The sequence below is a fragment of the Amycolatopsis sp. NPDC003861 genome (assembly GCF_053605405.1).
Map to the genome: position 1 here is coordinate 1 of NZ_JBSGJD010000129.1, position 26724 is coordinate 26724.

The window sequence follows — 26724 nt, forward strand, 5'->3', positions numbered from 1 at the left end:
GCCACATTGGGTGCGTCCAACGCAACGAACGCCACATTGGGGCGCTTGGGGCCGGCACCCGCGCGAGAAGGGGCCTTCCGCTCACGGAAGGCCCCTTCTCCTTGCCCGCCCTACCATCCGGCCGCCTCGGCGACGACGCCGTAGGTGTGCCGCAGGTCGGTCATCCGGTAGATGCCGGCCTCCGGGATGCGGATGCCGTACCGGTGCTCGATCCGGGCGAGCAGCTCGATCACCACCACCGACGTGACCCCCAGATCGCCCGCGAACGATGCCGCGGCGGCCACTTCGGTCGGGGGAACCGAGAACAGGTCGGCGGCCAGGACCGCCAGTTCGTCGAACCGGGCCAGGACCGGAGCGGCCGGAGCGGGCTCCGCCGCCCGGCGGAACGGGCGGGGCGGGCGGGCACACCCCGCCGCCGCGACCGCGACCACCAGGTCGGCCTGGTGGCTCAGCGTCACCACGATCTCCTCCAGGCCGGCCTCGTCCGCGATCTCCGCCGCTCCCCCGCCCAGCGTCACCAACGGCGCTCCCCAGTCGTCGTTGGTGACCTCGATGTCACGCCAGCGCAAGCCCTGGCCGAAGCCACGGCCCAGCATCTTGCAGGTGGCCTCCTTGACGGAAAACCGCCCGGCCAGCCGTTCCAGGGACCGTTCGGCACCCATCCGGGCGGCCTGCTCCAGTTCCACCGGGGTGAAGACCAGCGTCCGGTAGCGCTGGTGCGCCGCGACCTCCGCGAACCGCGGGATCGACATCAGGTCCACGCCGATTCTCATCCACTCCGCCCCCCGAGCAGGCTCCCTCCGAGCAGATCCACAGTGGCCGCGGGCACCAGCCGCAGCGCGGTGACGTCCACCGCGACCAGGGACAACCAGCCCTCGCGCAGCGGCCCGCGCGTGTGCAGCAGGACGCGCTCGCCGTCGGCGACCACCCCTTCGGCCACCGCCGCGCAGAACGCCAGCCACGCGTCGCACGGGCCGCGGCCGGTGAACCGGTGGTCACCGGTCAGCGCCGGTTTCCCTTCCCCACAGCCGGAAACGGCCAGCGGGGAGGCCCCGCGGCGCACCCGGACGCCGACCGCCGCGAACCGTGGCTGGCCGCAGGCCGCGTCGGCGAACAGCGGCTCGTCGCAGATGACCGCCGTCGCCTCGCTCTCGACCGCCCACTCCAGGAGCCCGAAGACGGCCGTGCCGCCGAGCTCGTCGAGGTGCGAAAGACCGACGTCCTCGCCCTCCCAGCCGCTGCGGTGCACCAGCCCGGCCAGGGCGGCGACGTTCGGATCGCGCAGCGGCCCGGAACGCACGAAGAACAGCGGCTGCGGCACGGCGGGCGGGCCGAGGGCGGCCAGCACCTGCGCGGTGACGTCGACGTCGTCGTCCTCCGGGATCCGGACCATCAGGCGCGACAACGGAATCCCGGCCGCGGCCAGCCGTTCCGGCGGCACCAGGTCGGCGGCTCCGGGCAACGTCGACAGCGGCACGTACTCCTCGCGCCGGGCGGAGGCGAACGCGATCGTGTCGATCCCGAGGTCAGGCATCGGCGTCTCCCGCCTGGTACCCGCGCGCCACGTGCAGGCGGTGGATGTTGCTGGTGCCCTCCATGAACTCGAACGCGTGCACGTCCCGCGTCCACTTCTCCAGCAGCGGGTGCTCGATCAGGCCGGCCGGGCCCAGCGCGGCGGACGCCCAGTGCGCGGTGCCCACCGCCAGCCCGATCGCGCCGAGCTTCGCGGCGCTGGAGAGGTAGCCGCGCTCGGGGTCGCGGTCGATCCGCGCCGCCGCCTCGTACACCAGCTCGCGGCCCGCTTCGGCGCGGGCGAGGGCGAGCTGGCCGCCGGGGGCGTTCTTGCGGTGCTCCAGCACGTATTCGACCATGGCGAGGGCCGTGCCCACGGCGGACGCGGCGATCCGCACCCGCATGTGGTTGAACGTCGTGATGGCGGCGAAGATGCCCCGCCGTGTCGCCGGCAGGTGGTCGCCGAGCATGCGGCCGGCGGGGATGGCGACGTCCGAAAAGGACAGTCTGCTGATGTAGGCGCCGCGCAGGCCGATCATCTCGAGCTTCTCGCCGTGCCAGCCGGGCGCCGGGAGCTCGACCAGCGCCGCGCGGATCGACAGCGCGCCGCGGCCGGTGCGGCCGAACACCACGCCGACGCTGCCGCGGGCGGCGTTGCCGACGTAGCACTTGCCGCCGTGAAGCCGCCAGCCGTCGCCGTCACGCTCGAAGCGGGTCTCCATCGCCGTCGCGTCGTTGCCGCGGCCCTCTTCGGTCATCGCGAAGAACGACCAGCGGCGGCCGCCGTGCATCCGGGTGAAGAACCACTCCTGCTGCTCGGGCGTGCCGAGCAGCTCGACGAACACCCCGGCCAGGCCGGGTGACGGACAGGCCAGGATCGCGCCGACGTCGCCGCGGGCCAGTTCGATCAGCCCGGCCACGTTCTCCAGGCACGAGCCGCGCTCCATCGCGCGCAGCAACGGCGTCGACGGCAGCGACTCGCGGTACTGCGGCGGGGTGTCGGCCTGCCGGACCATCTCGAACACGGGCGAGCCGTAGTGCTCGTCCATCGCGTCCGGGTCGACGTCGATGGCCAGGGCGCGGGACCGCAGGTCGGCGGCCGCCTCCCGGCTCAGGTCGCGGACCGCGCGGACGCGGTCGCTCAGCTCGATCATGCCGGTTCTCCTTCCGGTTCCCGGTCCACCCAGGTGCCGGCCACCAGGGCCGAGACGTAGAGCGACCGCGCGGGTGAGGTGGCGAGGAAGCCGGAGGCACCGAGGTGCTGGGCCACCCGCCAGCCCAGTTCGTCCAGTTCGCGGTGGACGTCGGCGACGGCGACCGGGTGCCGCTGCGAGCGCACCTGCGCGCGCAGCCGTTCCACCGCGGCCATCACGTCCCCGATCGCGCCGACGATCAGCTGCTTGCGGATCAGCGGTTCGTCGCCGCTGGTGCGGTTCGACAGGTGCTCGACGACGTGGTCGAGCACCGAGCGCAGCACCCCCAGCCGGACCGCGGCCAGGTGCCGGCCGAAGTCGGCCAGCTCGTGGGCGTCGCGCTCTTCGCGGGGACGGCCGGGGCAGGCGAGGAAGACGATGTCCTCGCGGTCGGCCAGGCTGTGCGTGCGCACTTCGGCGCCCTCGGGGACGGCCGCGGCGGGCACGGCCGCGTACCGGCCGGGGGCCAGCCGGTCGGCCGGGGTGGCGGGCAGGGCCCGCGCGAGACCGGCGGCGAGGCCGTCGCTGCGTGCGGTTCCCTCGCATTCGAGCAGGCTGGTGCTCACTTCTCCTCCACGACCTCGACGATCACCGACTGGAAGTAGGCGCCCTGGCCCACGGAGACCAGGGCGCAGCGCTGCCCGGGACGCAGCCGTCCGGCCGCGTCGGCGTGCTGCAGGGCGAGCAGGGAGTCGACCCCGAAGTTGTGCCCGCGCTCGGCGACCAGGTCCAGGGGGATCTTCTCGAACGGGAACCCGGACAACCCGCTGAACGTGCGCCAGAACATCCGGTTGGACAGGTCCGGCAGCACCCAGTCCACATCGGACAGGGTGAGGCCGGCGTCCCGCGCCGCGGCGCCCACCACGGCGACCGCCTGCTCGCAGCAGACCTTGCCGAAGAGGGTGAACTCCTCCTTGGTCATCCGCAGGCTGCGGTGGAACCGCGTGTCACGCGTGCTCGCGCCGCCGAGGTAGCGGTAGCGCGCGGGCCCGTTTTCCACCACGAGCGCCGCCGCGGTGTCACCCGCGACGGTGGTGCCCGGGATGTAGCGGCCGCGGTCGCTGGCGCTGCCCTGGTCGCCGCCGAGCACGAGCACCCGGTCGTCCGGGGCCGCGCCGGGCCGGGCCAGGTAGCGCCGGGCGAGTTCGACCGAGCGCAGCACCGACGTGCAGTTCACGTGCGACACCCCGAAGAACGGGACGCCGGGCAGGCCGAGCGCGGCGCGCAGCCGGTCCGGGAACTCGCCGCACAGGTCGAGCTCGGCGATGAGCAGGGTGTGGCCGTAGAGCACCAGGCTCGCCGGCCCGCCGCCGAGCGCGGCCCGCCCGGCCTCGGCCAGGTGGTCCGCCATCCGCTCGCCCGGCGCGAGCACCGGGCTGTCGCGCAGGCCGTAGATGCGGCCGAACATGCGCCGCTCCAGCGGTTTGGCGCCCGACCGCACGAGCACGTCGTCGACGGCCTCGACCCGGCCGGGCAGCCGCACGGCGACCCGGGACAGCCCCGTGTCCATCAGTGCTCCCTCCCCGGCACGAGCAGGCAGCTGCAGAACGTGCCGCTCGCCGGCTCGAAGTCGGCCAGCAGCACCGGCTCCTCCAGTGGCCACCGCCGCGCGAGACCGGCCCACACGCCCGTGCACCACAGGTCCGGCACCGCCTCGACGCGCCCGGCGTACGGCGTTCCCGCGAGCCGCTTGGCGAGGCCCGCTCCGGCCAGCACCGCCACGCCCGGGTGCCGGTACAGCACGTCCGCCAGCGCCAGGGTGGCGCTGTGCGGCCCGGTGCCGCCGAGGCGCACCTCCTCCAGCTCCGTCACCGCGACGTCGCCGGTCGCGCCGGCCTGCAGCAGCACCGCCGCGTCCGGGCGGTGGGTGGCCGGGTGGCCGCTGTCCCACAGGACGGCGTTCTGGTCGTACACCAGCAGTGCCGCCGAGGTCGCCTCGCCGAGCCGGCACATCCCGTCCAGCAGGCGCAGGGCCGTGAACGCCGCACCCGGTCCCGGCCCGGCGACCGAGCACGGTTCCGGGTTCCCGGGCAGGCGGCCGGCCAGGTAGCAGCCGGCGACCTCGGAGTGGTACAGGTCGGGCGAGTGGTAGGCGAGCACCACCGCGTCCAGCGGCGGCAGCGGGGCGCCCGCGTCCGCCAGGAGGACCTCGGTCATCTCGATGAACCCGTTGCCGGTGCGGGCCAGGAAGTCCTCCTGGTCCGCCGCGGCGCCGAAGGTCTCGACCATGAGCCGCGCCAGCTCGGGGCGCATCCCGAACACCGGCTTGGCGCGCTCGGTGAACACCCGGTGCGTCACACCGCTCAGGTGCACCCCGGCCGGGCGCGGGGGTACCGCCGCCCGGCCCGGCGGGGCAAGCGTTTGCAGGGACATGGCGTCAGACCGCCGCGGCGGCCCTGGCGAAGGCCGACTCGATGTAGTCGGTCAGGCTGCCGACCGTGCGGAAGACCTCCGGGCCGAGCTCGTCCGGGTCGATCTCGAGGCCGATCGTGTCCTCGAGGCTCATCAGGAGCTCGATGACGCTGGTGGAGTCGAGCGCCAGGTCCTCGAACAGGCGCAGCTCCGGGGTGACGCCGCCGATCTCCTTGTTGAGCACGGCGGACAGGGCGATCTCCAGGTGGGCGACGATCTCGGTGCGGTTCATCTCGGCTCACTTCCCATGCTGTCGGTAAGGGGCTGGTGCAGGTGCTGCTTGCGCAGCAGGTCCGCGGGCTCGTCGCGGTCGCGGACCAGGTAGGCCGCACCCCCGCGGACGAGCACCTCGGCGGGGAACCCGTGGCTGAGGAACAGCCCGGGCGAGGCCGACGGCCCGTAGGCGCCGGAGTTCAGGACGCCGACCAGGTCGCCGGCGCGCAGGTCGGGCAGCTTCACCTGCTTGAGCAGGGTGTCGTTGGGCGTGCACAGCGGCCCGGTGACGGTCCACGGGCCCGGCTCCACGGTGTCGTCGGTGTCGTCCCCGGCGTCGCGCGGGGTGAGCAGCACGGCCGGGAAGTTGCGCTTGACGAACGAGCCGATGCCGACGGCCGCCATGTGGTGGTGGGTGCCGCCGTCCGCGATCGCGAACCGCTCCCCCATCGACTCCTTGACGTACCGGACGCCGAGCACGTAGACCCCGGCGCGCCCGGCCAGGAACCGGCCGGACTCCATGATCAGCCGGGTCGCCGGGTGCGCCCGGTGGAACGCCTCCAGCATCGGGTTGATCTCGGCGGCCACGTCGGCGGCTTCGAGGTCGTCCTCGCCCTCGAAGTAGGCGACGCCGAGGCCGCCGCCGATGTCGACGGCTTCCAGCCGGATCCCGGTCTCCGCGGCCACCCGCTCGGCCAGGTCGAGGGCGTAGCGCGTGTTCTTGCCGATGACCTCGGCGTCGAGGATGCGGGTGCCCATGTAGACCTGGATGCCGGCGACGTCGGCGTGGCGGTACTCCGCCAGCCGCGGCCCGGCGGCGAGGACCTGGGCCTCGTCGATGCCGAACTGGCGGGGCTTGCCGCCCATGGTGAGCCGGGACCCGCTGATCGCGCAGGTCGGGTTGATCCGCAACAGCACCCGCTGCTGCTTGCCGAGTTCGGCGCCGAGCCGTTCGATGTCGTCCAGCTCGTCGAAGGACTCGCAGACGATGGCGTACACGCCGGTGTCCAGGCACGCCCGCAGCTCATCCTGGCTCTTGCCGGGGCCGAGGAAGATGATGTCATCCGGCCGGGCCCCGGCTTTCAGCACGGTCTGCAGTTCCACAATGGACGAAACCTCGGCCCGCGCGCCGCCGCCGTGCAGGGCGGCGAAGACGCTGATGTTCGGGTTCGCCTTCAGCGAGTAGAACACCTCGATCGCCGGGTGCAGCACCGCGCGCAGGCCGGTGATGGTCGCGTGCAGGACGTCGCCGTCGTAGACGTACAGCGGCGTGCCGAAGCGCGCGGCGAGGTCCGGGTAGTCGATGTCGGTCATGCGTTTTCCCCTGCCATGACGCCGAGGCGGCGCTCGGCCTCGGTCCGGACGGCGAGGGCCTCCTCCGGCGAGTCCCCGACGCAGATCGCGTAGAGACGGCCGTGGAAGGAGCCCTCGCCGGTGGCCGCGGCGTTGAGCGTCGCGAAGTTGTTGACCAGTACGCCGGTGTCGCCGGCGCCGGTGAAGAACAGGTCGCCGAGTGCGGTCTCGACCTCGGCGAAGGTGTGCTCGCGCTGGAGCTTCAGCGAGAAGGTGGCCGCGATGGCGTGCCGGCCCTCGGGGATGAACTTCTCGGCGATCCGGCTCTGGTAGGTCGACATGTTGAACCGGGCGTTGATCTCCAGGCACGGGTAGAGCGTGCCGTCCGCGGAGAGCATCGCGTCGACGCCGACCATGCCGAAGAAGCCTTCGTCGTGCAGCGCCCGCCCGATCTTCTCGACGGCTTCGGCCAGTTCCCGGGCCGCAACCGGCGGCAGCTCGACCGGGAAGCGGTGGCCCTGGTGGACGCCGTTCTTCAGCACGGCGGCCTTGACCGTCTCGAACCGGACCCCGCCGGTGCGGGAGACGACGAACTGGTAGTTGAGGTCCTGGGCGTGCTCGATCCAGGACTCGACGACCAGGTTCGCCGGCGCGTCGGCCCCGCGGCGCTCGATCAGGCGCAGCAGGCGGTTCGCGCCGCGCTCGTCCTCGACGACGACCATGCCGCGGCCGGAGACGCCGAGCGACTCCTTGACCACGACCCGGCCGCCCGGCGCCAGCTGCGCGGTGAGGGCCTCGCGCAGCTCGCCGACCGTGTGCACCACCCGGCCGGGCACCTGGCGCAGGCCGAGGGAGTCGACCAGGCCGCGGCTGAACACCTTGCCGTTGACCGCCTTGCAGATCTGCGCGGTCGAGCCGGCCAGCGGCAAGCCACTTTCCTTGGCCAGGGCCTCTTCCGACGCCGAGATGCCCAGCGGCATCAGGTAGGTGTTGCCGTCGGCCAGCTCGCGCAGCTTGCCCAGCAGCTCGGGCGAGTTGAGCGCGTCCTCGGTCACCATCGCGTCCGGGTCGTTGTGCTCGGCGATCAGCGTCGAGCCGTCGGCCGCGCCGATCCGGGCGAGGTAGCCGGCGAACGCGGCGTCCATGGGTGCCTTGAGCACCACCAGGTCGCCCTCGCCGGCGAGCAGCGCGCCCATCTCCTCCATGCGGTTGACCGTGGCCCCCGCGAACGAGATGCCGGCGCCGGGCAGTTTCGGCTCGCCCACCGCCCAGCTGCGCTCCACCTCGAAGTTGTTGACGAAGACGAACCGCGCACCGGCGTCGCCGGTGAGGTCCTTCTTCAGCCGTGCCACGAAATTCATCCCTGGTTCCCTTCTCCGATCTCGACGACGGCCGCCGCGAAGGTCGCCCCGAGGCCGGCCGAAGCCAGCAGCACGAGGTCCCCCGGATCGACCCGCCCGTCCGCGCGCGCCGCCGCCAGGTTGATGAACGGGTCGGAGCTGTAGCAGTGGGCGTACTTCCCGACGTTGTCGAGGAACACGCGGTCCCGCGGCACGCCGAGCGCGCCGGTGATGCGTTTCCACGACAGCTTGTTGACGTTGTGCGGCAGGATGGCGGCGATGTCCGCGGGGGCGACCCGGGCGTCGTCGAGGGCGTCCTGCATAACCTGGGCGAGCGCGTCCGGGTAGACGTGCTTGTACCGCAGCTGCAGGGCTTCGTCGCAGTCGATGCCCCGGTAGAACTCGCCGAGCACGGTGAGCGCGCGCCCGAGGACGCGGTCCCCGCGCGGGTCCGGGCCGAGCAGCACCGCGGCGGCGCCGTCGCCCTGGATCGTGGTGTCGCGGATGAGGCGGGCCTCGTGCATCAGCACCTTGTCGCCGGTCAGCACGAGCACGCGGTCGCCGGGGGCCGCGGTGGCCAGCAGCGAGCGGGCGACGTGCAGGGCGTGGATGCCGACCACGCAGTTGAGGTGCGACAGGCTGAACGCGGTCGCACGGTGCAGCTCCAGCCGCGTCCGCACGTCCTCGAGGAGGCCGGGCGTGGCGACGGCGACGTGCTGCATGGTGTGCGCGTGGACCAGGAACCGGACCGAGTCGCGGTCGGTTCCGGCCAGCACGCGCTCCCCCGCGCCGGCCAGCAGGTCGGCCAGTTCGAGGCCGTCGGCGACGGCGACCCGGTCGAGGCCCAGGAAGCGGGTGAAGAAGCGCAGCTGGGTCGCGTCGAGGCCGAGCGGGCCGGCCAGGTCGGCGACCGGCAGGCTCGTCTCCGGCACGAACGACGCCACCCGTTCCAGGCGGGGTGCTTCGAGCAGGGACATGGTTTCCTCCTCTTCTGCCGGCTCAACCGCGGGACGGCACGAGCTCGTGCGCGAGCGCGGACAGGGGGCGGGTGGTGGTGAACGGGACGAGCCCGGCCGACCAGCCGCGTTCGTGCAGGGCCTCGACCACGCGGGGCAGCCGCAGCACACGCCCGCCCGCGGCGAGGTAGCTGCGAGCCGGGTCGACGTCGGCGAGGCCGTTCACCTCGGCGACGACCTCGGTGAGGACGCGTTCGGCGGGCGCGGTCCCGGTCGGCCCGGGCTCGCCGGGTGCGGCTTTCGGCGCCCCCGGCGGGGCGAAGCCGATGAGCGCGGCGGCCTCGCTGACGCGCAGGTCGGTGCCGGGGTCGCGGTGCGCCTCGACGAGCCGCGCGTAGCCGCGCAGGAAGTGTTCGACGGCGCCGGCGTCCATCACCGCGTCCAGGGCCTGCAGGGCGAGCGTGATGCCGTCGGCCCATTCGTAGACGCGCAGGTAGCTGTCGGAGCCGGCGAGCGCCCAGTCGGCGGGGGCGGCGTTGACCGCGTACCGGTCGCGTTGGGTGCGGCAGGAGCGCGGCGCGTTGTCGAGGAAGTTCAGCTCGGCGACCACACGCGTCCCGTGCCGCGCACTCTCCTCGTAGACGCGGTCGTAGGGTACGTGCGCGTTCGCCATCGCCTCGCTCACGCGGACGGCGGACTCCTGGACGACGGCCGAGAACCGCGGGTCGCCGCCGAGGTCGGCGAGCACGGGGGTCGGGTAGGACAGGCAGGTGACGGCGCCACCGAAGCCGCTGGCGTCGCGCTGGCTGGTGTACATCCGGTGCGCCACCAGGGTTTCGCCGGTGTAGGCGGCGAGCGTGACGGCGTAGGCGGCGAGGTGCACGGCCGAGGGCCACACGTGCTCGCGTGCCGCGATCGCCCGGGCCGCGGACAGCAGCGTCGGGACCGTGAAGGAGGCGCTGTGTGCGGCCTCAGATGCCTTGCGGCGCTTGGCGAAGACGTCTTCGGGGAGTTTCCGGACGATCTCGCGCCAGTGGCTCAGCGCGGGTTCGACGTCGGCATCGGTGCGGCTCTCCTCGAAGCGCGCGAGGTCCACCGGCTGGTGCTCCACCGGGTCCAGCACGGCGGGGCGGCCTTCGGTGCGCGCGGCGAGCAGCTCGTCGAGTTCGGCGGCCAGCCGGTCGAGGGCGACGTCGTCGAAGGCGAGGTGGTTGAAGACCAGGTGCAGCCGGACGAGCCGGCCGCCGCCGGTGACCACGCAGGCCCGCATCGGCCACTCGCGGGCCAGGTCGAACGGGGTGCGCGTGAGCCGCGCGATGACGTCCACGGCGTCCTCCGCGGTCGCCTCGACGACCGGCTGCGGCGCCGGCGGCTGCACGAGCTGGCGCGGCCAGGCGTGCCCGTCGGCGGCGGTGCCGGTCAGGTCGTAGACGGTGCGCAGGATTTCGTGCCGGCGCACCAGGTGCGTCAGCGCGGCGCGGACGGCCGCGACCGTGCAGCCCGCGGGCAGCGGGTAACTGGTGCCGATGTGCGCCTCGTGCCGCGACCGCGCCGGCACCCGCAAGTACCGCAGCAGGTGGTGGTGCTGTCCCCAGCAGAGGTTCGCGCTCTTCGCCACGTGTCCTCCAACCGTGAATCGTCGTACGCCGATGGTGGGCGGTGCGGGCGGAAATGGTTAGCCCCTGGCGGTGGCACGTTCTCCGTGGCACGAAGATGACACCGGAGCGCGAAGGGTTTTCCTTGACCCGCAACGGTTCGTCGGTGAATCTGGGTTGGCCCCACCGGAACGCAGGAATTGCACACCGGATCTGCGGGGGAATCCCAACAAAGGAATGAGGTAGCCCCATGTCGAAGGAAGCTTCGAAGGTCGCCAGCAAGGTCGCGTCGAAGGTCGCCAGCAAGGAGGCCTCCAAGGTCGCGTCGAAGGTCGCCTCCAAGGAGGCGTCCAAGGAAGCCTCGAAGGTCGCCTCCAAGGAGGCGTGACCTCCCGGCGGGCCGGCGGCGCACGCAAGCGCCGCCGTCCCGCCGACCGGTCGTGAGTGGGAAACAGTGTTCTAACCCTGTTTCCCACTCACGACCGGCTGCGGCAGACCACCTACCCGCACCAGCCCACCAGCCCGGGAGGGGCCATGACCTCGATCGCGCCCGTCAAGATGCCGGCCGAGCGTGCGCTGCCGCGCTGGTCGGCCCGCTCCTGCGCGGACGCCGACCGGGCGGCCGTGCTCGCTCTCTTCACCGATCCCGGCTTCTTCTTCCGCACCGACCGGCCCGAAACGCGGCCCGAGTGGGAGATCCTCCGGCTCCTCGGCGACGACACCCGCGTGCTCTGCGCCGACGGCCGGCCCGTCGGCCTCTACGCCCTGGAGCACGAGGGCAGCGAGCACGGCTGCCACTACGTCCTGCACCTGCGCCTGCGCTCGGACACCCCGACCCCCTGGTGGTGCGACGCCTACCGCGAGATCGTGCGGGCGCTGCGGTGGCGCCACGAGCTGGTGCGGCTGTCGGTCCGGTTCCCCGAGTTCGACCCGGCCGGCCTCGCCTTCGCGCGGGCGGCCGGGCTCACCGAAGAGGGCACGCTCGCCGGCGTGACCACCCAGGAAGGCCGTCGCCGCGGCACGGTCTTCTTCTCCCAGGTCGAGGCGACGTCATGAAACTGCGCGGATACCGCGGCACCGACCGCGGGCTGCTGAGCGGGCCGTGGCTCGCCGGCGAGCTGCTCGGCCTGCCGATCGGCGACTGGCCCGTGCTCGCCGAACCGACCACGGTCCCCCCGCCCACCGGCGACGACGAGGAGCTGTGCGTCACCGACGACGCCTTCGTCCGCTACACGGCCATCGACTGGGTGCACCGGCGGGCCCGCGTCGAGATCGGCGTCCACAGTCCACTGTCCGATATGGACGAACTCCTGGCTCGGGCCGTCGCGCACGGGTTCACCGGCCTGAACCTGCGCCGGCTGCACGGCTGGGTCACCCCGGTCACCCGGCCGGACACCGAAGCGCTGGCCGCGGCCGGGTTCCGGCGTGAAGCGGTCGTCCCGGCCGCCACCTGGTTCGACGGCGCACCCGCCGCACGGGAGATCTGGGGGACGATCCGCCATGACTGACCTGAGACCGCTTTCGCCCGCCGAAGCCGCGCAGGGCCTGCGCCGCGCGGGGGACGCCGCGCGCGGGTTCCTCGGCACCGACCCGGTCACCCAGAACGACGCCCTGCTCGCGCGGGAACTCACCCGCCGCGAAGCCCAGGTGTACGCCGCGGGCGGCGCGCTGGTCGGCTGCGTGCCGAACCGGGCGCAGCCGCGCCAGGCGTACGTCTCGAGCACGTCCGCCGGCCCGGAGCCGGTGCGCGCGCTGCTCGGCCACCTCACCACCTACCAGCGGCGGACGTCGTTCGTCGCCCTGGTCCCCGAAGAGGGGGCCGCGGCCTTCCTCGGGGCCGGGTTCGCCCACAGCGGCGTGCTGCCCGGCCACCACTACGCCGGCCACGCCTTCCACGACCTGCTGGTCCTGGTGAAGGAGGAGCCATGCCGATCGTGACCGTCCGGCACTTCACCGAAGCGGACGTCCCGCTGCGCACGGAACTGCTGCGCGAGGCCCGGTTCGCGGCCAACCTCACCGACTTCGCCGTCGGGTCCGACGACGACGGCCTGCAGGCCCGGCAGCTGCGCACCATCACCGAGGAGCACCGGACCAAGCGGATCTTCACGGTCTGCGGCGCGCACGGCCGCGTGCTGGGCTTCGCCTGGATCACCTCGATCGACTGGCGCGCGCAGTGCTGTGAGCTGTCCTTCGGCGTGCTGCCGCGCGACCGCGGGCTCGGCGCGTTCGCCGTCTACGCGGTGCACAAGCACCTGCGCGACGAGCTCAACATGCGCGTGATCGTCAACCAGGTCTACACGCACAACACCATGTTCCTGTCCGCCGAGGCGCTCGAAGCCCAGCAGCAGGTCCGCTGCGAACGGGATTCCCACACCGTCGGGCAGTGGCGGACGGCCTGCTACTGGACACTGTCCGATGAGGACATCCGGCAGCACGAGGCGTCCTCGGAAGAACGGCGGCGCGAGCTGGCCGAGCGGATCCGCGAGCGGATCGAGGCCCGGTCGTGACCGGGCGGGCCGGGTACCTGCGGACGCCCGCGATCTCCGGCGGCACCCTGTACTTCGCGTGCGAGGACGACCTGTGGTCGGTGCCCGCCGAGGGCGGCCGGGCGCACCGGCTGACCGCGGGCCCCGGCGAAGCCCGGCGGCCGCGGATTTCCCCGGACGGCACGGAAATCGCGTTCGTCGGCACCTACGACGGCCCGGCCGAGGTGTACGTCATGCCCGCCGAGGGCGGCCGGCCGCGGCGGCTGACCCACCAGGCCGGCCGGTGCGTCACCGTCGGCTGGCACCCGCACACCGGCGAGGTGCTCTACGCGACCGACGCCGAGCAGCCGTCCGGCTTCGGCGCGCGCCTGTTCTCGGTGTCCTCGGCCGGCGGTCCCGCGCGGCCGCTGCGGCTCGGGCCGGCCGACACGATCGCCTTCGGTGACGGCGGTGTCGTCGTCGGCCGCAACACCGCGGATCCCGCGCGGTGGAAGCGGTACCGCGGTGGCGGCACCGGCGAGCTGTGGTACGCCGAGGACGAAGCCGGACCGTTCACCCGGCTCGTCGCGCTGCCCGGGAACGTCGCCGACCCCTGCTGGGCCGGCGGGCGCGTCCACTTCATCAGCGACCACGAAGGCATCGGCAACGTCTACTCGTGCCTGCCCGACGGCACCGACCTGCGCTGCCACACCGACCACCACGACCACTACGCGCGCGGGCTCACCACCGACGGCACCCGCCTGGTCTACACCGCGGGCGCCCGGCTGCACCTGCTCGACGAGCGCGGCGCGCGGCCGGTCGAGGTGGACCTCGGCGGCGCGGCCCCGCAGCGCGGCCGCCGGTTCGCCCCCGCGGGCGAGTACCTCGACGGTGCGCGCCTGTCCCCCGACGGCACCCGGCTCGCGGTGACCGCCCGCGGCAAGGCGTTCACCTTCGAGCACTGGTCGGGGCCGGTCCGCGGCCACGGCAGCGCCGACGGCGTCCGCTACCGGCTGCTGCGCTGGCTGGCCGGCGGGCGGCAGCTCGTCGCCGTGGCCGCCGACGAGAGCCCGGACGAGCGGATCGTGCTGATGGACGCCGAGGGCGGCGAGGACGCCCCGGTGCTGGTCGCCGGCGGCGTCGGGCACATCACCGAGCTGACCGCCTCCCCCGCGTCCGGGCTCGTCGCCTTCGCGACCAGCCGCCAGCGCGTGTGGATCGTGGACACCGCCGACGTGCTGCCCCGGCCGCGGCTGCTCGACGCGAGCCGGCACGAGCGCATCGAGGACCTCGCGTGGTCGCCCGATGGCCGGTGGCTGGCCTACACGTTCCCGGAGTCGCCCCGCACGTCGTCGATCAAGCTCGCCGACACCGCGTCCGGGCGCACCCACCGGGTCACCGAGCCGGTGGTGCGGGACGCGCGCCCGGCGTTCGACCCGTCCGGGCGCTACCTGTACTTCCTCGGCCAGCGCGACCTCACGCCGGAGCTGGACCAGGTGCAGTTCGACGTCGGGTTCCCGTTCGGCTCGCGGCCGTACCTGATCACGCTGCGGGCCGGCGACCCCTCGCCGTTCGAGACCCGGACCGCGGTGCCCGGGCAGGCACTGCCCGTCCCGCGCGGCGACGGCCGGGTGACGATCGACCTCGACGGGATTTCCCGCCGGGTGGCCGCGTTCCCGGTGCCCGAAGGCCGCTACAGCGACATCGCGGAGCTGCCCGGCCGGGTCCTGCTGCTGTCGGTGCCCCTTTCCGCGCCCGACCCGGCGCACCCGGGGTCCGGCGGCGAGGGCACGGTGTCGCTGGTGGACCTGGGCACCGGCCGCGTCACCGAAGGCTGCCTCGGCGCGGTCGACGAGCTCGACGTCCGGGGTGACGTGGTGCTGCACCGCACCGACAGCCGGTTGCGGGTGCTGCGCGCCGACGCCGCCGGCGACCCGCCCGACGGCGAGGAACCGGGCCCGGCGACCGGCTGGGTCGACCTCGGGCGCGTCAAGGTCCCGTTCGACCCGTCGGCGGAGTGGCGGCAGATGTTCCGCGAGGCGTGGCGGCTGCAGCGCGAAGGCTATTGGGACGCGCGGATGTCCGGTCTCGACTGGGACGCGGTGTACGACCGGTACGCGCCGCTCGCGGAACTGGTGTCGTGCCGGGCGGAGCTGTCGGATCTGATCTGGGAGCTGCACGGCGAGCTCGGCACGTCCCACGCGTTCGAGCGCGGCGGCGAGTACCGCGCCGGGCCGGACGAGGCGCAGGGCTTCCTCGGCGTCGACTGGGACACCCCGCCCGACGGCGCCACCTGGCGGATCGCCCGGATCCTGCGCGGCGACCCGTGGAACCCGAAGGCCGGTTCGCCGTGCGCCCGGCTCGGCGCGGACATCCGCGCGGGCGACGCCGTGGTCGCGGTCAACGGCCGCCGCGTCGGCCCGTCGGGCCCCGGCGAGCTGCTGGTCGGGCAGGCCGACCGCGAGGTGGAGCTGACCGTGCGGCGGGGCGGCGCCGAGCACCGCGTGGTCGTCCGGGCGTGCGCCGGGGAAGCGCGGGCGCGGTACCTGGACTGGACCGAGGGCAACCGCGCGTACGTGCGGACGGTGTCCGGCGGCCGGCTGGGCTACCTGCACGTGCCGGACATGACGCGCGCCGGGTACGCCGACTTCGTCCGCGGGTTCCTGACCGAACTCGACCGCGACGGCCTGATCGTGGACGTCCGGTTCAACACGGGCGGCCACGTGTCGCCGCTGCTGCTCGACCGGCTGGCCCGCCGCCGCACCGGCACCGAGCACGGGCGGTGGAGCGGGATGGCGCCGTACCCGACGGAGTCCCCGCGCGGCCCGATGGCGACGCTGCTCAACGAGCACACGGGCTCCGACGGCGAGATCTTCGCGCACGTGTTCCGCGCGCTCGGGCTGGGCCCGCTGATCGGCCGGCGCAGCTGGGGCGGGGTGATCGCGACCTGGCCGAGGCACCGGCTGGTGGACGGCACGGTCACGACCCAGCCGGAGTTCCGCTACCGCTTCGGCGACGCGGGCGGGTCGCTGGAGAACCACGGCGTGGAGCCGGACCTGGCGGTGGTCCCCGCCCCGGACCGGCTGCTCCCGGGCGAGGACGACCAGCTCGCGGCGGCGGTCGCGCACCTGCTGGCGGAGCTGGGTTCGCCGTCGGACGAGCTGCCCGTGCCCCGGGCGGCCCTGCTGCTGCCGCAGGCACCATGACCGGCCGGGTCGACGTCTGGGTGGTGCCGGTCCGCCCCCGGCCGGAGTGGGTGGCGCTGCTCGCCGACGCCGAGCGCGCGCGCTGGGCCCGGCTGGCCGCGACGCCGGCGGGCGACGTGTTCGTGGCTTCCCGTGCGCTGCAACGCCTTTGGGGCGCTTCGGTGCTCGGTGGCCGGCCGTCGGAGGTGGTGATCGACCGCTCCTGCGAGCACTGCGCCGACCCCGCGCACGGCCGGCCGCGGGTGGCCGGGGCGCCGGAGTTCTCGGTGTCCCACACCGGGCGGTGGCTGCTGCTCGCGGTGGCGTCGGCGGGCCTGATCGGGGCGGACATCGAAGACCCGGCGGCGGCGGCCGACCCGGCGGGGCTGGCGGGAGTGGTTTTGTCGGCTTCGGAGCATCGGGAGTTCTCGGCGGCGGCCCCGGCGGAGCAGGCCGGGCGGCTGTTGAGGGCGTGGACCCGCAAGGAGGCGGCGATGAAGCTGGCCGGGCTGGGGCTGGCCGCGGCCCCGGCGCGGGTGGACGTGCGCGGGAGCATCGCCCGTTCGGGGGTGCCCGGATGGCCGTACGAGCCGGTGCACCTGCGGTCGCTGACGGTGCCGGGCGACCACGTGGCGGCGCTGGCCACGACCGAGCCCGTGCGGGCCGTGCGGCGCCGTGACCTGGCCGAACTCACCACGCCGCTCCTCGCCGGGCGGCCGTGACCCCCCACGATCGGAGGCAGACCTCGAAGACGGGTACCCAATCTGGGTAGCGGCTACCCATGTGCCCGCATCTCCCGTAGTGCGAATCTTCTCGGCGTGAGCCAGACAGTAGAGCGCCCCGAGCAGGCCCCCCACGAGGCACCGGCCTGGTGGACCGCCGCTCGCCTTCCCGGCGAGGGCGGCGACCACCCGCCCGCCTGGGCGCTGCTCGCCGACCGCGTCCTGGCTTCGCTCCCCGCCGATGGTGACTGGCCCGCTCCCGTCGAGGCCGAGGGCGATCGCGTCTTCCGGCACGCCGTCCTCCCCTTCGCCGACGCCGCCCGGGACCTCCTGCTCGACCGCGAGCCCGCCGCCGAGCGGGTGTGGTCCGGCGTGGAAACCTGGCTCTGCGGGCAGCTCACCGCGCTCGCGGCGCGGACCTTCGTCCTCGAGCTGCACTCGGCCCGGAAAGCCGGCCTGCTGCGCGGCGCGACCGGGCGGGACCGCTTCGTCGGCTTCCTCCGCCTGCTCGGCAGCCGCGGCCCCCTCACCGACGTGCTGGGCCGCCACCCGATGCTGGCGCGGCTGCTCGCCCAGACCTGCCTGCGCACCGTCGACGCCGTCGCCGAGCTGCTCGCCCGGTTCGCCGCCGACCAGGACGCGCTGCGGGCCGGGTTGCTCGCCGGCAGCACCGCCGAGCTGAGCGAGCTGACCCTCGGTGCCGGCGATGTGCACTCCGGCGGCCGCGCGGTCGCCGTGCTCGGGTTCGCCGACGGGCGGCAGCTCGTCTACAAGCCGCGGCCGCTCGGGCTGCTCGCCCGGTGGGGTGAGCTGCTGCGGTGGTTCGCCGAGGAGCGGCCCGGGCTCGCGCCGCGGCCGGTGGGCGTCCTCGCCCGCGACGGCTACGGCTGGGCCGAGTACGTGCCCGCGCGGCCGTGCGCCGACCAGGCCGGCGTCGAGCTCTTCTACCGCCGCCAAGGCGCGCTGCTCGCCCTGCTCTACGCGCTCGACGCCACCGACATGCACTGCGAGAACCTCATCGCCTGCGGCGACCAGCCGATGCTGGTGGACGTCGAGACGCTGTTCCACCCCGCCTTCACCTCGCTCACCCGCAACGGCCCCGACCCGGCCGCCGCCGCGCTGCACCGCTCGGTGGCGCGCACCGCCCTGCTGCCCACGCTGATGCTCGGCGAGCACGGCGCGCTCGACGTCTCGGCCTTCGGCGGCGGCAACGGCGAACCGAGCCCCGGCGAAGTGCCGCACTGGACCGGCGCCGGGACCGACGACATGCGCCTGGCCCGCGGGCCCCGCCCCTACGCCGGCGGCGCGAACCGCCCGGTGCTCGCCGGGGCCGAGGTCGACGCCGGAATGTACCGGCAGAGCCTGCTGAGCGGCTTCCGCGCCGCCTACGAATCGCTGGTGGACCGCCGCCACGAGCTGCTCGGCGGCGCGCTGGACGGGTTCGCGGGCGAGGAGATCCGCCTGGTCATGCGGCCGACGCAGGTCTACGCGACGCTGCTGACCGACTCGACCCACCCGGCGCACCTCGGCGCGGGCGCCGCCCGGCCCGAGGCGTTCGCCTCGCTCGCCGAGGACCATGGGAAGGCCCACCTGCCCGCGCTCGTGCCGCACGAGATCACCGAGCTGTGCGACGGCGACGTGCCGGTGTTCACCGCCGCCGCGGGGTCGGTCGACGTCACCACCGGCACCGGCGTGGTGCTGCCCGGCCTGCTGGCCGCGAGCGGCCTCGACCAGGCCCGCGCGAAGATCGCGCAGTTGTGCGCGGAAGACCTGCGCGAGCAGGAGTGGTTCGTCGAGGCCACGCTCGCCACCCGCCGCCCGGAGGTCCGCCACGGCGCGGGTGCGCCGCTGCCCGGCGCGGTCGCCGCCGTCGTGCCCGACAGCCAGCACCTGCTCGCGCTGGCGTCGGCGATCGGCGACGACCTCGTCGCCCGCGCCGCACACGACGACGTCCGGGCCAACTGGGTCGGCCTCGAACTCCTGGACGGCCGCCACTGGCTGGTGCTGCCGATGGGCGCCGGGCTCGCCGAGGGCTACTGCGGCACGGCGCTCTTCCTGGCGCAGCTGGGCGAGCTGACCGGCACCGCGCGGTACTCCGAGCTGGCCGCGAAGGCCGTGCGCACGCTGCCGGTGCTCGTCGAGGTCCTCGCCGAGCACCCCGAGCTCGCGCGTGAAGTCGGCTCCGGCGGCTTCTTCGGCCTGGGCGGGATCTGCTACGCCCTGGCCCGCCTGGCCTCCCTGCTCGGCGACAGCACGCTGGCCGCCTGCCTGCCCGCCGCGATCGCCGCGACCGCCGCCGCCGACGCGGCCGCGCCCGTGGGCGTCGGCGAAGGCACCGCGGGCGCCCTCGCCGCCATGCACGCCGTGCACGCGGAAAGCGGGCTGCCCGAAGCGGCCGCGCTGGCCGCCACGCTCTCCCGGCGGCTCGCCGGTGCCGCGCGCCCCACCGCCCCCGGCTTCCTCTGGGGCGCGGCGGGGGTCGAGTGGGCCCTCGGCCGGGGCGGCCGGATCCCGGCGGACTCCGTGGCCGGCGACCTGGGCTGGTGCTCGGGCCTGGCCGGCCGGGTCCTCGCCGCGGCCGCCGGTCCGGGGTTCGCCGCGCGGACGGCGGACGCGTTCTCGGCCGCGGTGGCCGCCCGGCCGCCGTCGTCGGACCAATCCCTCTGCCACGGCGAACTCGGCACCCTCGAAGCACTCGTGGTGCTCGCCGGGCAGGGTCACGAACCGTCGGTCTCCGCGTTGCGGAGGGCGACTTCGCGCCTCGTCGGCGCCATCGAAGGACACGGGCTCCAGTGCGGTACGCCGCACGGCGTAGCGAGCCCAGGCCTGTTGACCGGAACCGGGGGTATCGGTTTCGGGTTGTTGCGGGCCGGTTTTGCCGATCAGGTTCCGTCGGTTCTCTTGCTTGAACCATCGGGACACCGGAAATAACCGCGAAACTCATACAACACGGGAGTGCAGATGCGCAACGACACCAATGCCGGCGAATTCGACGCGACCCCCGCCGGTTCGGCGGCGGACAGCCCGCTCGGCGACGCCACGCCTGGTGCCAGAACGAAGATCGGTGTCCGGGCGGGGATTCTCGCCGGGCTGACCCTCGGCGTCGCCAGCGCAGCCGTCGTCACGATGGACATCAGCACCGTCGTCAGCAACCACACGCACGCGTGACGTGCTCGCGACGGCACAAAGCGTGACAACAACCCCAATCTTGCCGTCCGAACAGTGGAATCTCCACCGGAAGACCACCGAATTCGTGAGTCCGGTCTCTAAGGTTGGCGCATGCGCACCCGTGCCCCCGCTCTCGTCGGCCGAGGAACGGAGATCGAGGAGATCGGGCGGGTGTTGCACGACGCTCGCCGCTCTTCGGGATCGGCCGTGTTCGTCACGGGGGAACCCGGCATAGGCAAGACCCGGCTCGCCGCCGAGGCGGTCGGCCACGCTCTGGACGCGGGATTGGTGGTGCTGCGGGGCCGCGGCAGCACCACCGGGCCCGCCGTGCCGTTCCGGGCGCTCACCGAAGCACTGCTGTCGCTGGCCCGCACCGGCGGCCGCGAGCTGGTCGAACAGCTCGGGCCGTACCGGTCGGTGCTGGGCCGGCTGATCCCGGACTGGGCCGCCGGGGCCGACGCGGCCGGCGACTCCTCGCTGGTGGTGCTCGCCGAGGCGACGCTGCGGCTCACCGGGCTGGCCGGGGCGGGCCGCGGCTGCCTGTTCGTCGTCGACGACCTCCAGGACGCCGACGTGGAAACCCTGGCCGTGGTGGAGTACCTGGCCGCCAACATCCGCACGCAGCCGGTGGTCGTGCTGGCCACCCTGCGCGCCGAACCCTCGCCCGCGCTGGAGGCGGCCCACGCCGTCGCCCGGCGCGGAGAAGGCTTCCTCATGCCGCTCGACAGCCTCGGGCCCGCCGAGGTGCGGGACGTGGTGGCGTCGTCGCTCGGCGCCGAGCCGGACCGGGTGTCCGCCGACGTGGCCGAGCGCCTGTTCGCCGACAGCGCGGGCAACCCGCTGGTCGTCGAGGAACTGCTGCACAGCATGGTGGCGGCGGGCGAGCTCGTGAACGGCGCCGCGGGCTGGCGGTTCACCGGCCACGGCCGCAGTGCCGTGCCCTCGACGCTCGTCACGATCATCACCCGCCGCGCCGACCGCCTCGGTGAACGCGGCAAGCAGCTGCTCGCCATCGCCGCGGTGCTCGGCCGCCGGTTCCCGCTGTCGGTGGTGCAGCGGGTGAGCGAGCTGGACGACCACAGCCTGTTCGGTCACCTGCAGTCCGCCGTCGCCGCCCAGCTGCTCATCGCCGACGAGCGCGGCGAAGACTGGTACGCCTTCCGCCACCCGCTCACCGCCGAAGCGCTGCTGACCCTGCTCAACCCGGCCGAGCGCGTGGCGCTGTCGGCCAAGGCGGCCGACGCCGTCGTGGAACTGCACCCCGACCTGCCCGGCGAGCTGTGCAGCCTGGCCGCGTCGCTGCGGCTGGGCGCCGGCGACCGCTGGGCCGCCGCCGACCTCTACCGCGAGGCCGCCCAGCGCGCGCTCGCCGAGGGCGCGCCGGGGTCGGCCATCGCCGTGCTGGAACACGCCGTGAACCTGCTCGGCGAGGACGCCGGCCGCGGCGACGACCACTCCGGCCGCTACCGGGACCTGCTCGAACTGCTGCTGTTCGCGCTGGCGGAGGCGGGGCAGTTCGACCGGGCGGCGAAGGTGGCGCGTTCGCTGCGGCCCACCGACGGCCGCGATTCGGCGCGCCAGATCCGCGTCCACGTCCGGCTGGCGTGGGCGGCCCAGGTCGCCGGCCGCTGGGCGGAGGGCTTCGAGCAGGTCGCCGCGGCCCGTGCGCTGCTGCCGGCGGAGGGGCTGGACGAGGAAGCTGTCGCGGTCGACGCCGTGGACGCGTACCTGTCGATGTCCGGCCCGGCCCCCGACCGGGTGCGCCGCAGCGAGGAGCTGGGCCGCCGCGCGGTCGCCGGGGCCGAGCGGATCGGCTCGCCCTCGACGGCGTGCCAGGCGCTCTATGCGGTCGGGTTCGTGGTGCGCGAGCGGGACATGGCCGAGTCCGACGAATGCTTCCGGCGGATGCTCGACAGCGCCGCCGAGCACCGGCTGACGAACTGGCGCAACTACGCGCTGGTCGGCCTGGGCGGCAACGCCTGGCTGGCCGAGGCCGACCCCGCGGGCCTGGAGACCGCGCGCGCCGAGGCGCTGCGCACCGGCGGGATCAGCCTGGCCTACAACGCGGACGCCGTGCTGGGCCTGCATTCGGTGCTGTGCGGCCGGTTCGCCGAGGCCGGGCTGCGGCTCGACGCGTGCTACGCGGAGTCGTCGCGGATCAAGCTGTACGCGGTCAGCCGGTACGTTCAGATGGCGCAGGCGGTGCTGGCGGGTCACCGCGGCGACCGCCGGGCGATGGAGACCGCCCTCGGCGACTTCCGGCGCGGTGGCGGTGACGCCGGCCCCGAAGCGCCCCTGGCCCGCGGCCTGGCCCAGGTCTTCTGCTCGCTGCTGGAGGAGGACCGCGAGACCGCGCGCGCCGAGCTGGACACCCTGGCCGCCGACCAGGCGCGGCAGCAGAGCACGTTCCACCTGGCCGGCACCCACGGCCTCAAGCTGCTGCTCGACGTCATCGCCGGTGACGCGACCTGGGACGACCACCGGCGCATCGCGGCCGGAGCCACCGGCGGGATGCGCTGGAACCGCCAGTTCGTGCTACTGGCCGAGGCGGTGCTGCACGGCCGCGACCACGCGCACGAGGCCGCGGCCACGGCCATGCGGCGCGCGGCCCAGGCGGCGGCCCCGTTCGGCGTCGCCCGCCCGCTGGGCCTGCGCCTGACCGCGGAGACCGCGGTCGACGACGGCTGGGGCGAGCCGGCGGAATGGCTCCGCGAAGCCGAAAGCCACTTCCACGGCGCGGACGTGATCCCGGTGGCCAGCGCCTGCCGCGCCCTCCTCCGGCGCGCCGGGGCATCGGTGCAGCAGCGCCGAACGGGCACCGAGCGGGTGCCGGAGAGCCTGAGGGCGATCGGCGTCACGCTGCGCGAGTACGAGGTCTTCGAGCTGCTGGCGTTCCGGCTCAGCAACAAGGCACTGGCGGCCCGGCTGCACATTTCCCCGCGCACGGTGGAGAAGCACGTGGCGGCCCTGCTGATGAAGACGTCGGTCCGCGACCGCGCCGAACTGGCCCGGTTCGCAGCGGAGAACTCGTCGGCCTCGGAGGTGTGACACCTCGCAACCCGAACGGGTGATCATGACGCATTATCGGATTCCTGCACCAAGCCGCCCTTCAGGCTGACGTGGCCCAGTTAGTTCGAGTTCAACCCATTCGGCCTCACAATTTCTTGCGACTCCGGACCAATCTCGGCAAAGTAGGCGCGCAGCTCGCCAAACCCCTCGCCGATCAGCGTTGTCTCAATGAACGAAACGCCACCTTGCTCTTCGACATCAACACTCAATAGCGACGCCACCCAGGGAAGGAATACGATGAATCCGTCGGTCAACCATTCACCTGCAGCGTGGGCAAGATCAGCCGATACTGCCTCACCCCGAATCCTGATCCACTCTGCGTCCGGAACGTCCAGAACCAGCACGTAGACATCGCCCAGCCGACGCAGCGAGGACTCGCCTGCTTCCAACGCTTCGACCAACCGCTGTTTCGTCGGCCACCGTTGAATCATTCGGTCGGGTGCGGGACCGAGTCGCTCGGCGCCTTCACTCAGCCTCGTCGACTCATCGAAGTCGCACCACTCGCCGATCAGATGTCGGCCCCGACTTGCGAACTCAGCTCCGAGAGCGGCACGCGCTTTTTCAGTCTTCCACTTCCGCCGTGCCGCCGCCGCACGCTCCGCGCTCTCACCCGCCACAGAAACCTCCATAATACGCCTTTGTCTTACTACTGGCCACGCGTAGGCGACCAAGGCTATCACGCTGCCCACCCGGCTTGCTTTCGCCAACCTCCCAGTGAGGACCATGAGGCGTATCCGCGTTCAAATCGTTCCAGTTGTCTGTCACCACCCATGTCGCCCCATTGTAGTCGTACACATACTGATAACCGCCGCCTTGCCCAAAACCGCCCGAGTAGTATTGAGAACTTCTCGGCTGAAGACCGCCGCCGCGTCGTCCCGCCAATACCGGACTCTGCTGTACGTCGGCATCGGCGCGGCCGCCCTCGCCATCTCCGCCGGTGTCCTCTTGGTCGTCGAACTCCCCAGTGGACCGCCTCCGGTCGACTACATTGTCGGTGCCACTGGAAACATCAGCGCCTCTTGGGTCTCCGAAGACAGCGACGGCAAGCTCGACCTCACCAACGGCGGCAACACCGACAGGGTCCGGGCCGGTTCTCTTACGCTTACCGTCGTCTCGACCATGCCGAGTGGCGCCAGCTGCAGCATCGTCGACCCGGACGGCAATCTCGTGGACACCCAGATCGCCTTTCCCCCTCGCGGTACCAGCGGCGCCAACGCGTCAACCATTGTCACCTGTAGCACCAAGAATCACTGACCAGCAGCTTGCCTTGGTCGGAATGGCCGACCCCGGCGTCACCGCCCGGCACCGGCAATTGGCCCGGCCGCACGACAGCCTCCGTCAGCGGACCACCGCCGACAACGCACACAACACCGCCCACCCGGCCGCGAAACCCGCCACCTTCGCCCGCGCCGAACGATCCGGCAAAACCGGTCCCGAACACCACCGCATCCGCCGCATCGGAAGCCACCCTCGCCGCCAACGCCACCTGAAGCGGCTTGCCCTCCGGTGCCAGCAACATCGCCAAACCGATCGCCGCGTCGCGGGCGCCGATTCCGGCGATCAAGGTGCGGACGCCCGCGGTGACGCCGCCGGCCGGGGTCGTCAAGCCGCATGGTTTGGCCAATACGCGCGGCGCGGCGATGATCGTGGCGCTGTACGCGGCCGTCACCGCTCCGGGGACGCGGGTCAACGCGGGCATCCCCCACTCTTGTCCTAGGCGCGAGCCGAGGCTTTCCGCTCACCCCCGTCCGCCGGTGCCGAACCGCCGCCGACGCCGACGTCGGAGTCGATTGCCGCCGTCACGATGCGGTTGCGGTCGCCGGGTGACAGGACGCCGTTGGCCACCAGTTCCTGCGTCACCGCCTTCACGTGCTTCACGAACCTGTCGTGCGATGCGTACTCCGCGTTCTCGTCGATGACGTCGTTGATCGTGCAGCCGTTGCCGATGTCGATGTTCGCCACCTGGCTGTCGACCCCGCCGATCACCACCGTCTCGCGGGTGTCCGACACCGGGCAGGCGTCCGGCGGCGGCACGGCCGCGACCACCGTGAACGCTCCCGAGATCTCGGCCGAGACGTTCCCGGCGACGTCCGTGGCCCGGGCCCGCACGGTGTGCGCCCCCACCGCCGATACGACCACCGGCGCCGCGTACCTGGTCCACGCCGCGGCGTCCACTTTGTACTCGACGAAGCCCACTCCGGACTCGGTGTCCAAGGCCGTCACCGTCACGGTCGCCGAGCCCACGTAGTTCCAGCCGCCGTCCTGCTTGCCGGTGACCTGGAGCGCGACCGAAGGTGCCGTCGTGTCCCCGCCGGCGACCACGGTGAACGACACCGAACCCTCCGCCGATGCGTTGCCGGCGACGTCCCGAGCGCGGTAGCCCACCGTGTGCGCCCCGGCCGCGGACACCGGAACCGGTGCCGTGTAGGCCGTCCACGCCCCACCGTCCACTTTGTACTCGACGGCGGCGACCCCGGACCCCGCGTCCGCAGCCGTCACCGTGACCGTCGCCTTGCCGACGTAGCTGCCGTCGGCGTCCTGCGTGCCGGCCACCGAGGCCGACGCCGTCGGCGGTGTCGTGTCGCTGCGGACCACCGTGAAGTGGGCCATGCCCTCCGGCGACACGTTCCCGGCGACGTCGGTGGCCCGGTAGTGCAGCATGTGCGTGCCGGCAGCGGAAACCACCACCGGCGCCGAGTAAGCCGTCCAGGCCCCGCCGTCCAGCTGGTACTCCACCGAAGCCACGCCGGAATCCGCGTCCGTGGCCGTGATCCGCGCCGTCGCGGCGTCGAGGTAGTTGCCCGCCGCGTCCTGGGTGCCGGTGATCGCCGCGCTCACCGCGGGCGCCGTCGTGTCCCCCGGCCGCGCCACGACCGTGAAGTGCGCCATCCCTTCTTCCGACGTGTTCCCGGCGACGTCGCGGGCGCGGTAGTGCAGCATGTGCATGCCCGCGGCGGAAACCACCACCGGCGCCGAGTACGCCGTCCAGGTGCCGCCGTCGAGCTGGTATTCGACCGCGGCGACGCCGGAGCCCGCGTCGGTCGCCGAAAGCGCCACCGTGGCGGAGCCGACGTAGTTGCCGGACGGGTCGCGATCCCCGGTCACGGCAGCGGTCACGGTCGGCGGGGTCGTGTCGCCGGTGCCGTCGGAGACGACGAACTCCCCCACCATCGCCGTGTGCCCGGGAATCGTGCAGTAGTACCGGTACTTGCCCGGTGTCAGCGTCACGACGGCTTCGTGCCGGCCGTCCTGCGGGTCGAACGGATTGGCCAGGATGTTGAGCGAGACGTCGTGGTTGTAGCCCGGCGTCGTCGTGTCGAAGGTCAGGGTGTGCGACATCCCGGTCGTGTTGCCGGTGGCTTCGCTGTTCTCGAAGACGATGGTGGTCTCGCCGGGCAGGGCGCCGGTCGGCGCGGAGGCGTACTCGGTGGTGCTGTTGTTCCCGGTCCAGGTCAGCGTCTGGACCGGGGCCGCCGCCGCGGGCGTCGCCAGCCCGAGCAGCGCCAGGAACGCGGTCAGCAGCAGGGCGATCAGTCGTGGGGACATCGCGGGGAACCCTTCCTGAAGTGGGCCTCGTGAGTGGTAAGGCGGGTTAGAACCC

25 protein-coding genes are annotated in these 26724 nt (G+C 73.4%); 11 read left to right on the forward strand and 14 right to left on the reverse strand.

What is annotated here, in order from left to right; genetic code table 11:
- Positions 1-110: 110 nt before the first annotated feature.
- From acpS to ACWEVN_RS28155, 11 genes are read right to left on the reverse strand one after another with little or no spacing between them, the layout of a single operon-like run.
- Positions 111-773 (reverse strand): holo-ACP synthase, encoded by a 663-nt coding sequence (gene acpS / locus ACWEVN_RS28105; RefSeq protein ID WP_452053284.1) that lies wholly within the window; start codon positions 771-773, stop codon positions 111-113.
- Positions 770-1534: a hypothetical protein gene (locus ACWEVN_RS28110; protein ID WP_452053285.1), complete on the reverse strand. Its 765-nt coding sequence runs from the start codon at positions 1532-1534 to the stop codon at positions 770-772. Before ACWEVN_RS28110 ends, acpS begins: the two co-directional genes overlap by 4 nt.
- Positions 1527-2666 carry an acyl-CoA dehydrogenase family protein gene (locus ACWEVN_RS28115; protein ID WP_449683475.1) on the reverse strand — a complete coding sequence of 380 codons (1140 nt, stop codon included), beginning with the start codon at positions 2664-2666 and terminating at the stop codon, positions 1527-1529. The genes ACWEVN_RS28110 and ACWEVN_RS28115 overlap by 8 nt, the downstream gene beginning before the upstream one ends.
- Positions 2663-3271, reverse strand: a complete 609-nt coding sequence (locus ACWEVN_RS28120; protein ID WP_452053286.1) for an acyl-CoA dehydrogenase family protein — start codon at positions 3269-3271, stop codon at positions 2663-2665. The genes ACWEVN_RS28115 and ACWEVN_RS28120 overlap by 4 nt, the downstream gene beginning before the upstream one ends.
- Positions 3268-4215 (reverse strand): 3-oxoacyl-[acyl-carrier-protein] synthase III C-terminal domain-containing protein, encoded by a 948-nt coding sequence (locus ACWEVN_RS28125; RefSeq protein WP_452053287.1) that lies wholly within the window; start codon positions 4213-4215, stop codon positions 3268-3270. Before ACWEVN_RS28125 ends, ACWEVN_RS28120 begins: the two co-directional genes overlap by 4 nt.
- Positions 4215-5078, reverse strand: a complete 864-nt coding sequence (locus tag ACWEVN_RS28130) for a hypothetical protein (protein WP_449683472.1) — start codon at positions 5076-5078, stop codon at positions 4215-4217. The genes ACWEVN_RS28125 and ACWEVN_RS28130 overlap by 1 nt, the downstream gene beginning before the upstream one ends.
- 4 nt (positions 5079-5082) lie before the next feature.
- Complete coding sequence (locus ACWEVN_RS28135) at positions 5083-5349, reverse strand: acyl carrier protein (protein ID WP_003100549.1); 267 nt, start codon at positions 5347-5349, stop codon at positions 5083-5085.
- Positions 5346-6644 (reverse strand): type III PLP-dependent enzyme, encoded by a 1299-nt coding sequence (locus ACWEVN_RS28140; RefSeq protein WP_449683471.1) that lies wholly within the window; start codon positions 6642-6644, stop codon positions 5346-5348. Before ACWEVN_RS28140 ends, ACWEVN_RS28135 begins: the two co-directional genes overlap by 4 nt.
- Positions 6641-7984, reverse strand: a complete 1344-nt coding sequence (locus ACWEVN_RS28145) for a preATP grasp domain-containing protein (RefSeq protein ID WP_452053288.1) — start codon at positions 7982-7984, stop codon at positions 6641-6643. Before ACWEVN_RS28145 ends, ACWEVN_RS28140 begins: the two co-directional genes overlap by 4 nt.
- Positions 7981-8940, reverse strand: a complete 960-nt coding sequence (locus ACWEVN_RS28150; RefSeq protein WP_452053289.1) for a 3-oxoacyl-ACP synthase III family protein — start codon at positions 8938-8940, stop codon at positions 7981-7983. Before ACWEVN_RS28150 ends, ACWEVN_RS28145 begins: the two co-directional genes overlap by 4 nt.
- Positions 8941-8962: 22 nt before the next feature.
- On the reverse strand, positions 8963-10537 hold the full coding sequence (locus ACWEVN_RS28155; protein ID WP_452053290.1) for a condensation domain-containing protein: 1575 nt from the start codon (positions 10535-10537) through the stop codon (positions 8963-8965).
- 227 nt (positions 10538-10764) lie between these two features.
- Between ACWEVN_RS28155 and ACWEVN_RS28160 the strand changes: the two genes are divergently transcribed.
- The 10 genes from ACWEVN_RS28160 to ACWEVN_RS28205 all read left to right on the forward strand — a co-directional run bounded on the left by ACWEVN_RS28160 (position 10765) and on the right by ACWEVN_RS28205 (position 23102).
- Positions 10765-10902: a hypothetical protein gene (locus ACWEVN_RS28160; RefSeq protein WP_449683467.1), complete on the forward strand. Its 138-nt coding sequence runs from the start codon at positions 10765-10767 to the stop codon at positions 10900-10902.
- A 146-nt stretch (positions 10903-11048) separates the two neighbouring features.
- Positions 11049-11570 carry a hypothetical protein gene (locus tag ACWEVN_RS28165; protein ID WP_449683466.1) on the forward strand — a complete coding sequence of 174 codons (522 nt, stop codon included), beginning with the start codon at positions 11049-11051 and terminating at the stop codon, positions 11568-11570.
- Positions 11567-12022 carry a hypothetical protein gene (locus ACWEVN_RS28170; protein WP_452053291.1) on the forward strand — a complete coding sequence of 152 codons (456 nt, stop codon included), beginning with the start codon at positions 11567-11569 and terminating at the stop codon, positions 12020-12022. Before ACWEVN_RS28165 ends, ACWEVN_RS28170 begins: the two co-directional genes overlap by 4 nt.
- On the forward strand, positions 12015-12452 hold the full coding sequence (locus ACWEVN_RS28175; RefSeq protein WP_310969763.1) for a hypothetical protein: 438 nt from the start codon (positions 12015-12017) through the stop codon (positions 12450-12452). The genes ACWEVN_RS28170 and ACWEVN_RS28175 overlap by 8 nt, the downstream gene beginning before the upstream one ends.
- Complete coding sequence (locus ACWEVN_RS28180; RefSeq protein WP_452053292.1) at positions 12440-13021, forward strand: GNAT family N-acetyltransferase; 582 nt, start codon at positions 12440-12442, stop codon at positions 13019-13021. The genes ACWEVN_RS28175 and ACWEVN_RS28180 overlap by 13 nt, the downstream gene beginning before the upstream one ends.
- Entirely contained in the window at positions 13018-16185 is a 3168-nt protein-coding gene (locus ACWEVN_RS28185; RefSeq protein WP_452053293.1) for a S41 family peptidase, read from the forward strand. Before ACWEVN_RS28180 ends, ACWEVN_RS28185 begins: the two co-directional genes overlap by 4 nt.
- Positions 16182-16886 carry a 4'-phosphopantetheinyl transferase family protein gene (locus tag ACWEVN_RS28190; RefSeq protein ID WP_449683461.1) on the forward strand — a complete coding sequence of 235 codons (705 nt, stop codon included), beginning with the start codon at positions 16182-16184 and terminating at the stop codon, positions 16884-16886. The genes ACWEVN_RS28185 and ACWEVN_RS28190 overlap by 4 nt, the downstream gene beginning before the upstream one ends.
- 96 nt (positions 16887-16982) lie before the next feature.
- Positions 16983-19817, forward strand: a complete 2835-nt coding sequence (locus ACWEVN_RS28195; RefSeq protein WP_452053294.1) for a type 2 lanthipeptide synthetase LanM family protein — start codon at positions 16983-16985, stop codon at positions 19815-19817.
- A gap of 30 nt (positions 19818-19847) precedes the next feature.
- A complete protein-coding gene (locus ACWEVN_RS28200) occupies positions 19848-20054 on the forward strand; it encodes a hypothetical protein (RefSeq protein ID WP_449680210.1) in 207 nt (68 codons plus the stop codon).
- 111 nt (positions 20055-20165) lie between these two features.
- Positions 20166-23102 carry an AAA family ATPase gene (locus tag ACWEVN_RS28205; protein ID WP_452053295.1) on the forward strand — a complete coding sequence of 979 codons (2937 nt, stop codon included), beginning with the start codon at positions 20166-20168 and terminating at the stop codon, positions 23100-23102.
- Between the two features lie 80 nt (positions 23103-23182).
- Here the strand turns inward: ACWEVN_RS28205 and ACWEVN_RS28210 are convergent, their stop codons facing one another.
- Entirely contained in the window at positions 23183-23752 is a 570-nt protein-coding gene (locus tag ACWEVN_RS28210; protein ID WP_452053296.1) for a hypothetical protein, read from the reverse strand.
- Between the two features lie 184 nt (positions 23753-23936).
- On the opposite strand from ACWEVN_RS28210, the gene ACWEVN_RS28215 reads away from it, so the two are divergent.
- Complete coding sequence (locus tag ACWEVN_RS28215) at positions 23937-24377, forward strand: hypothetical protein (RefSeq protein WP_452053297.1); 441 nt, start codon at positions 23937-23939, stop codon at positions 24375-24377.
- Here the strand turns inward: ACWEVN_RS28215 and ACWEVN_RS28220 are convergent.
- Together ACWEVN_RS28220 and ACWEVN_RS28225 are read right to left on the reverse strand one after the other, a co-directional pair.
- Entirely contained in the window at positions 24352-24822 is a 471-nt protein-coding gene (locus ACWEVN_RS28220; RefSeq protein ID WP_452053298.1) for a hypothetical protein, read from the reverse strand. The genes ACWEVN_RS28215 and ACWEVN_RS28220 overlap by 26 nt on opposite strands.
- A gap of 14 nt (positions 24823-24836) precedes the next feature.
- Complete coding sequence (locus tag ACWEVN_RS28225) at positions 24837-26669, reverse strand: OmpL47-type beta-barrel domain-containing protein (protein WP_452053299.1); 1833 nt, start codon at positions 26667-26669, stop codon at positions 24837-24839.
- Between the last annotated feature and the right edge of the window lie 55 nt (positions 26670-26724).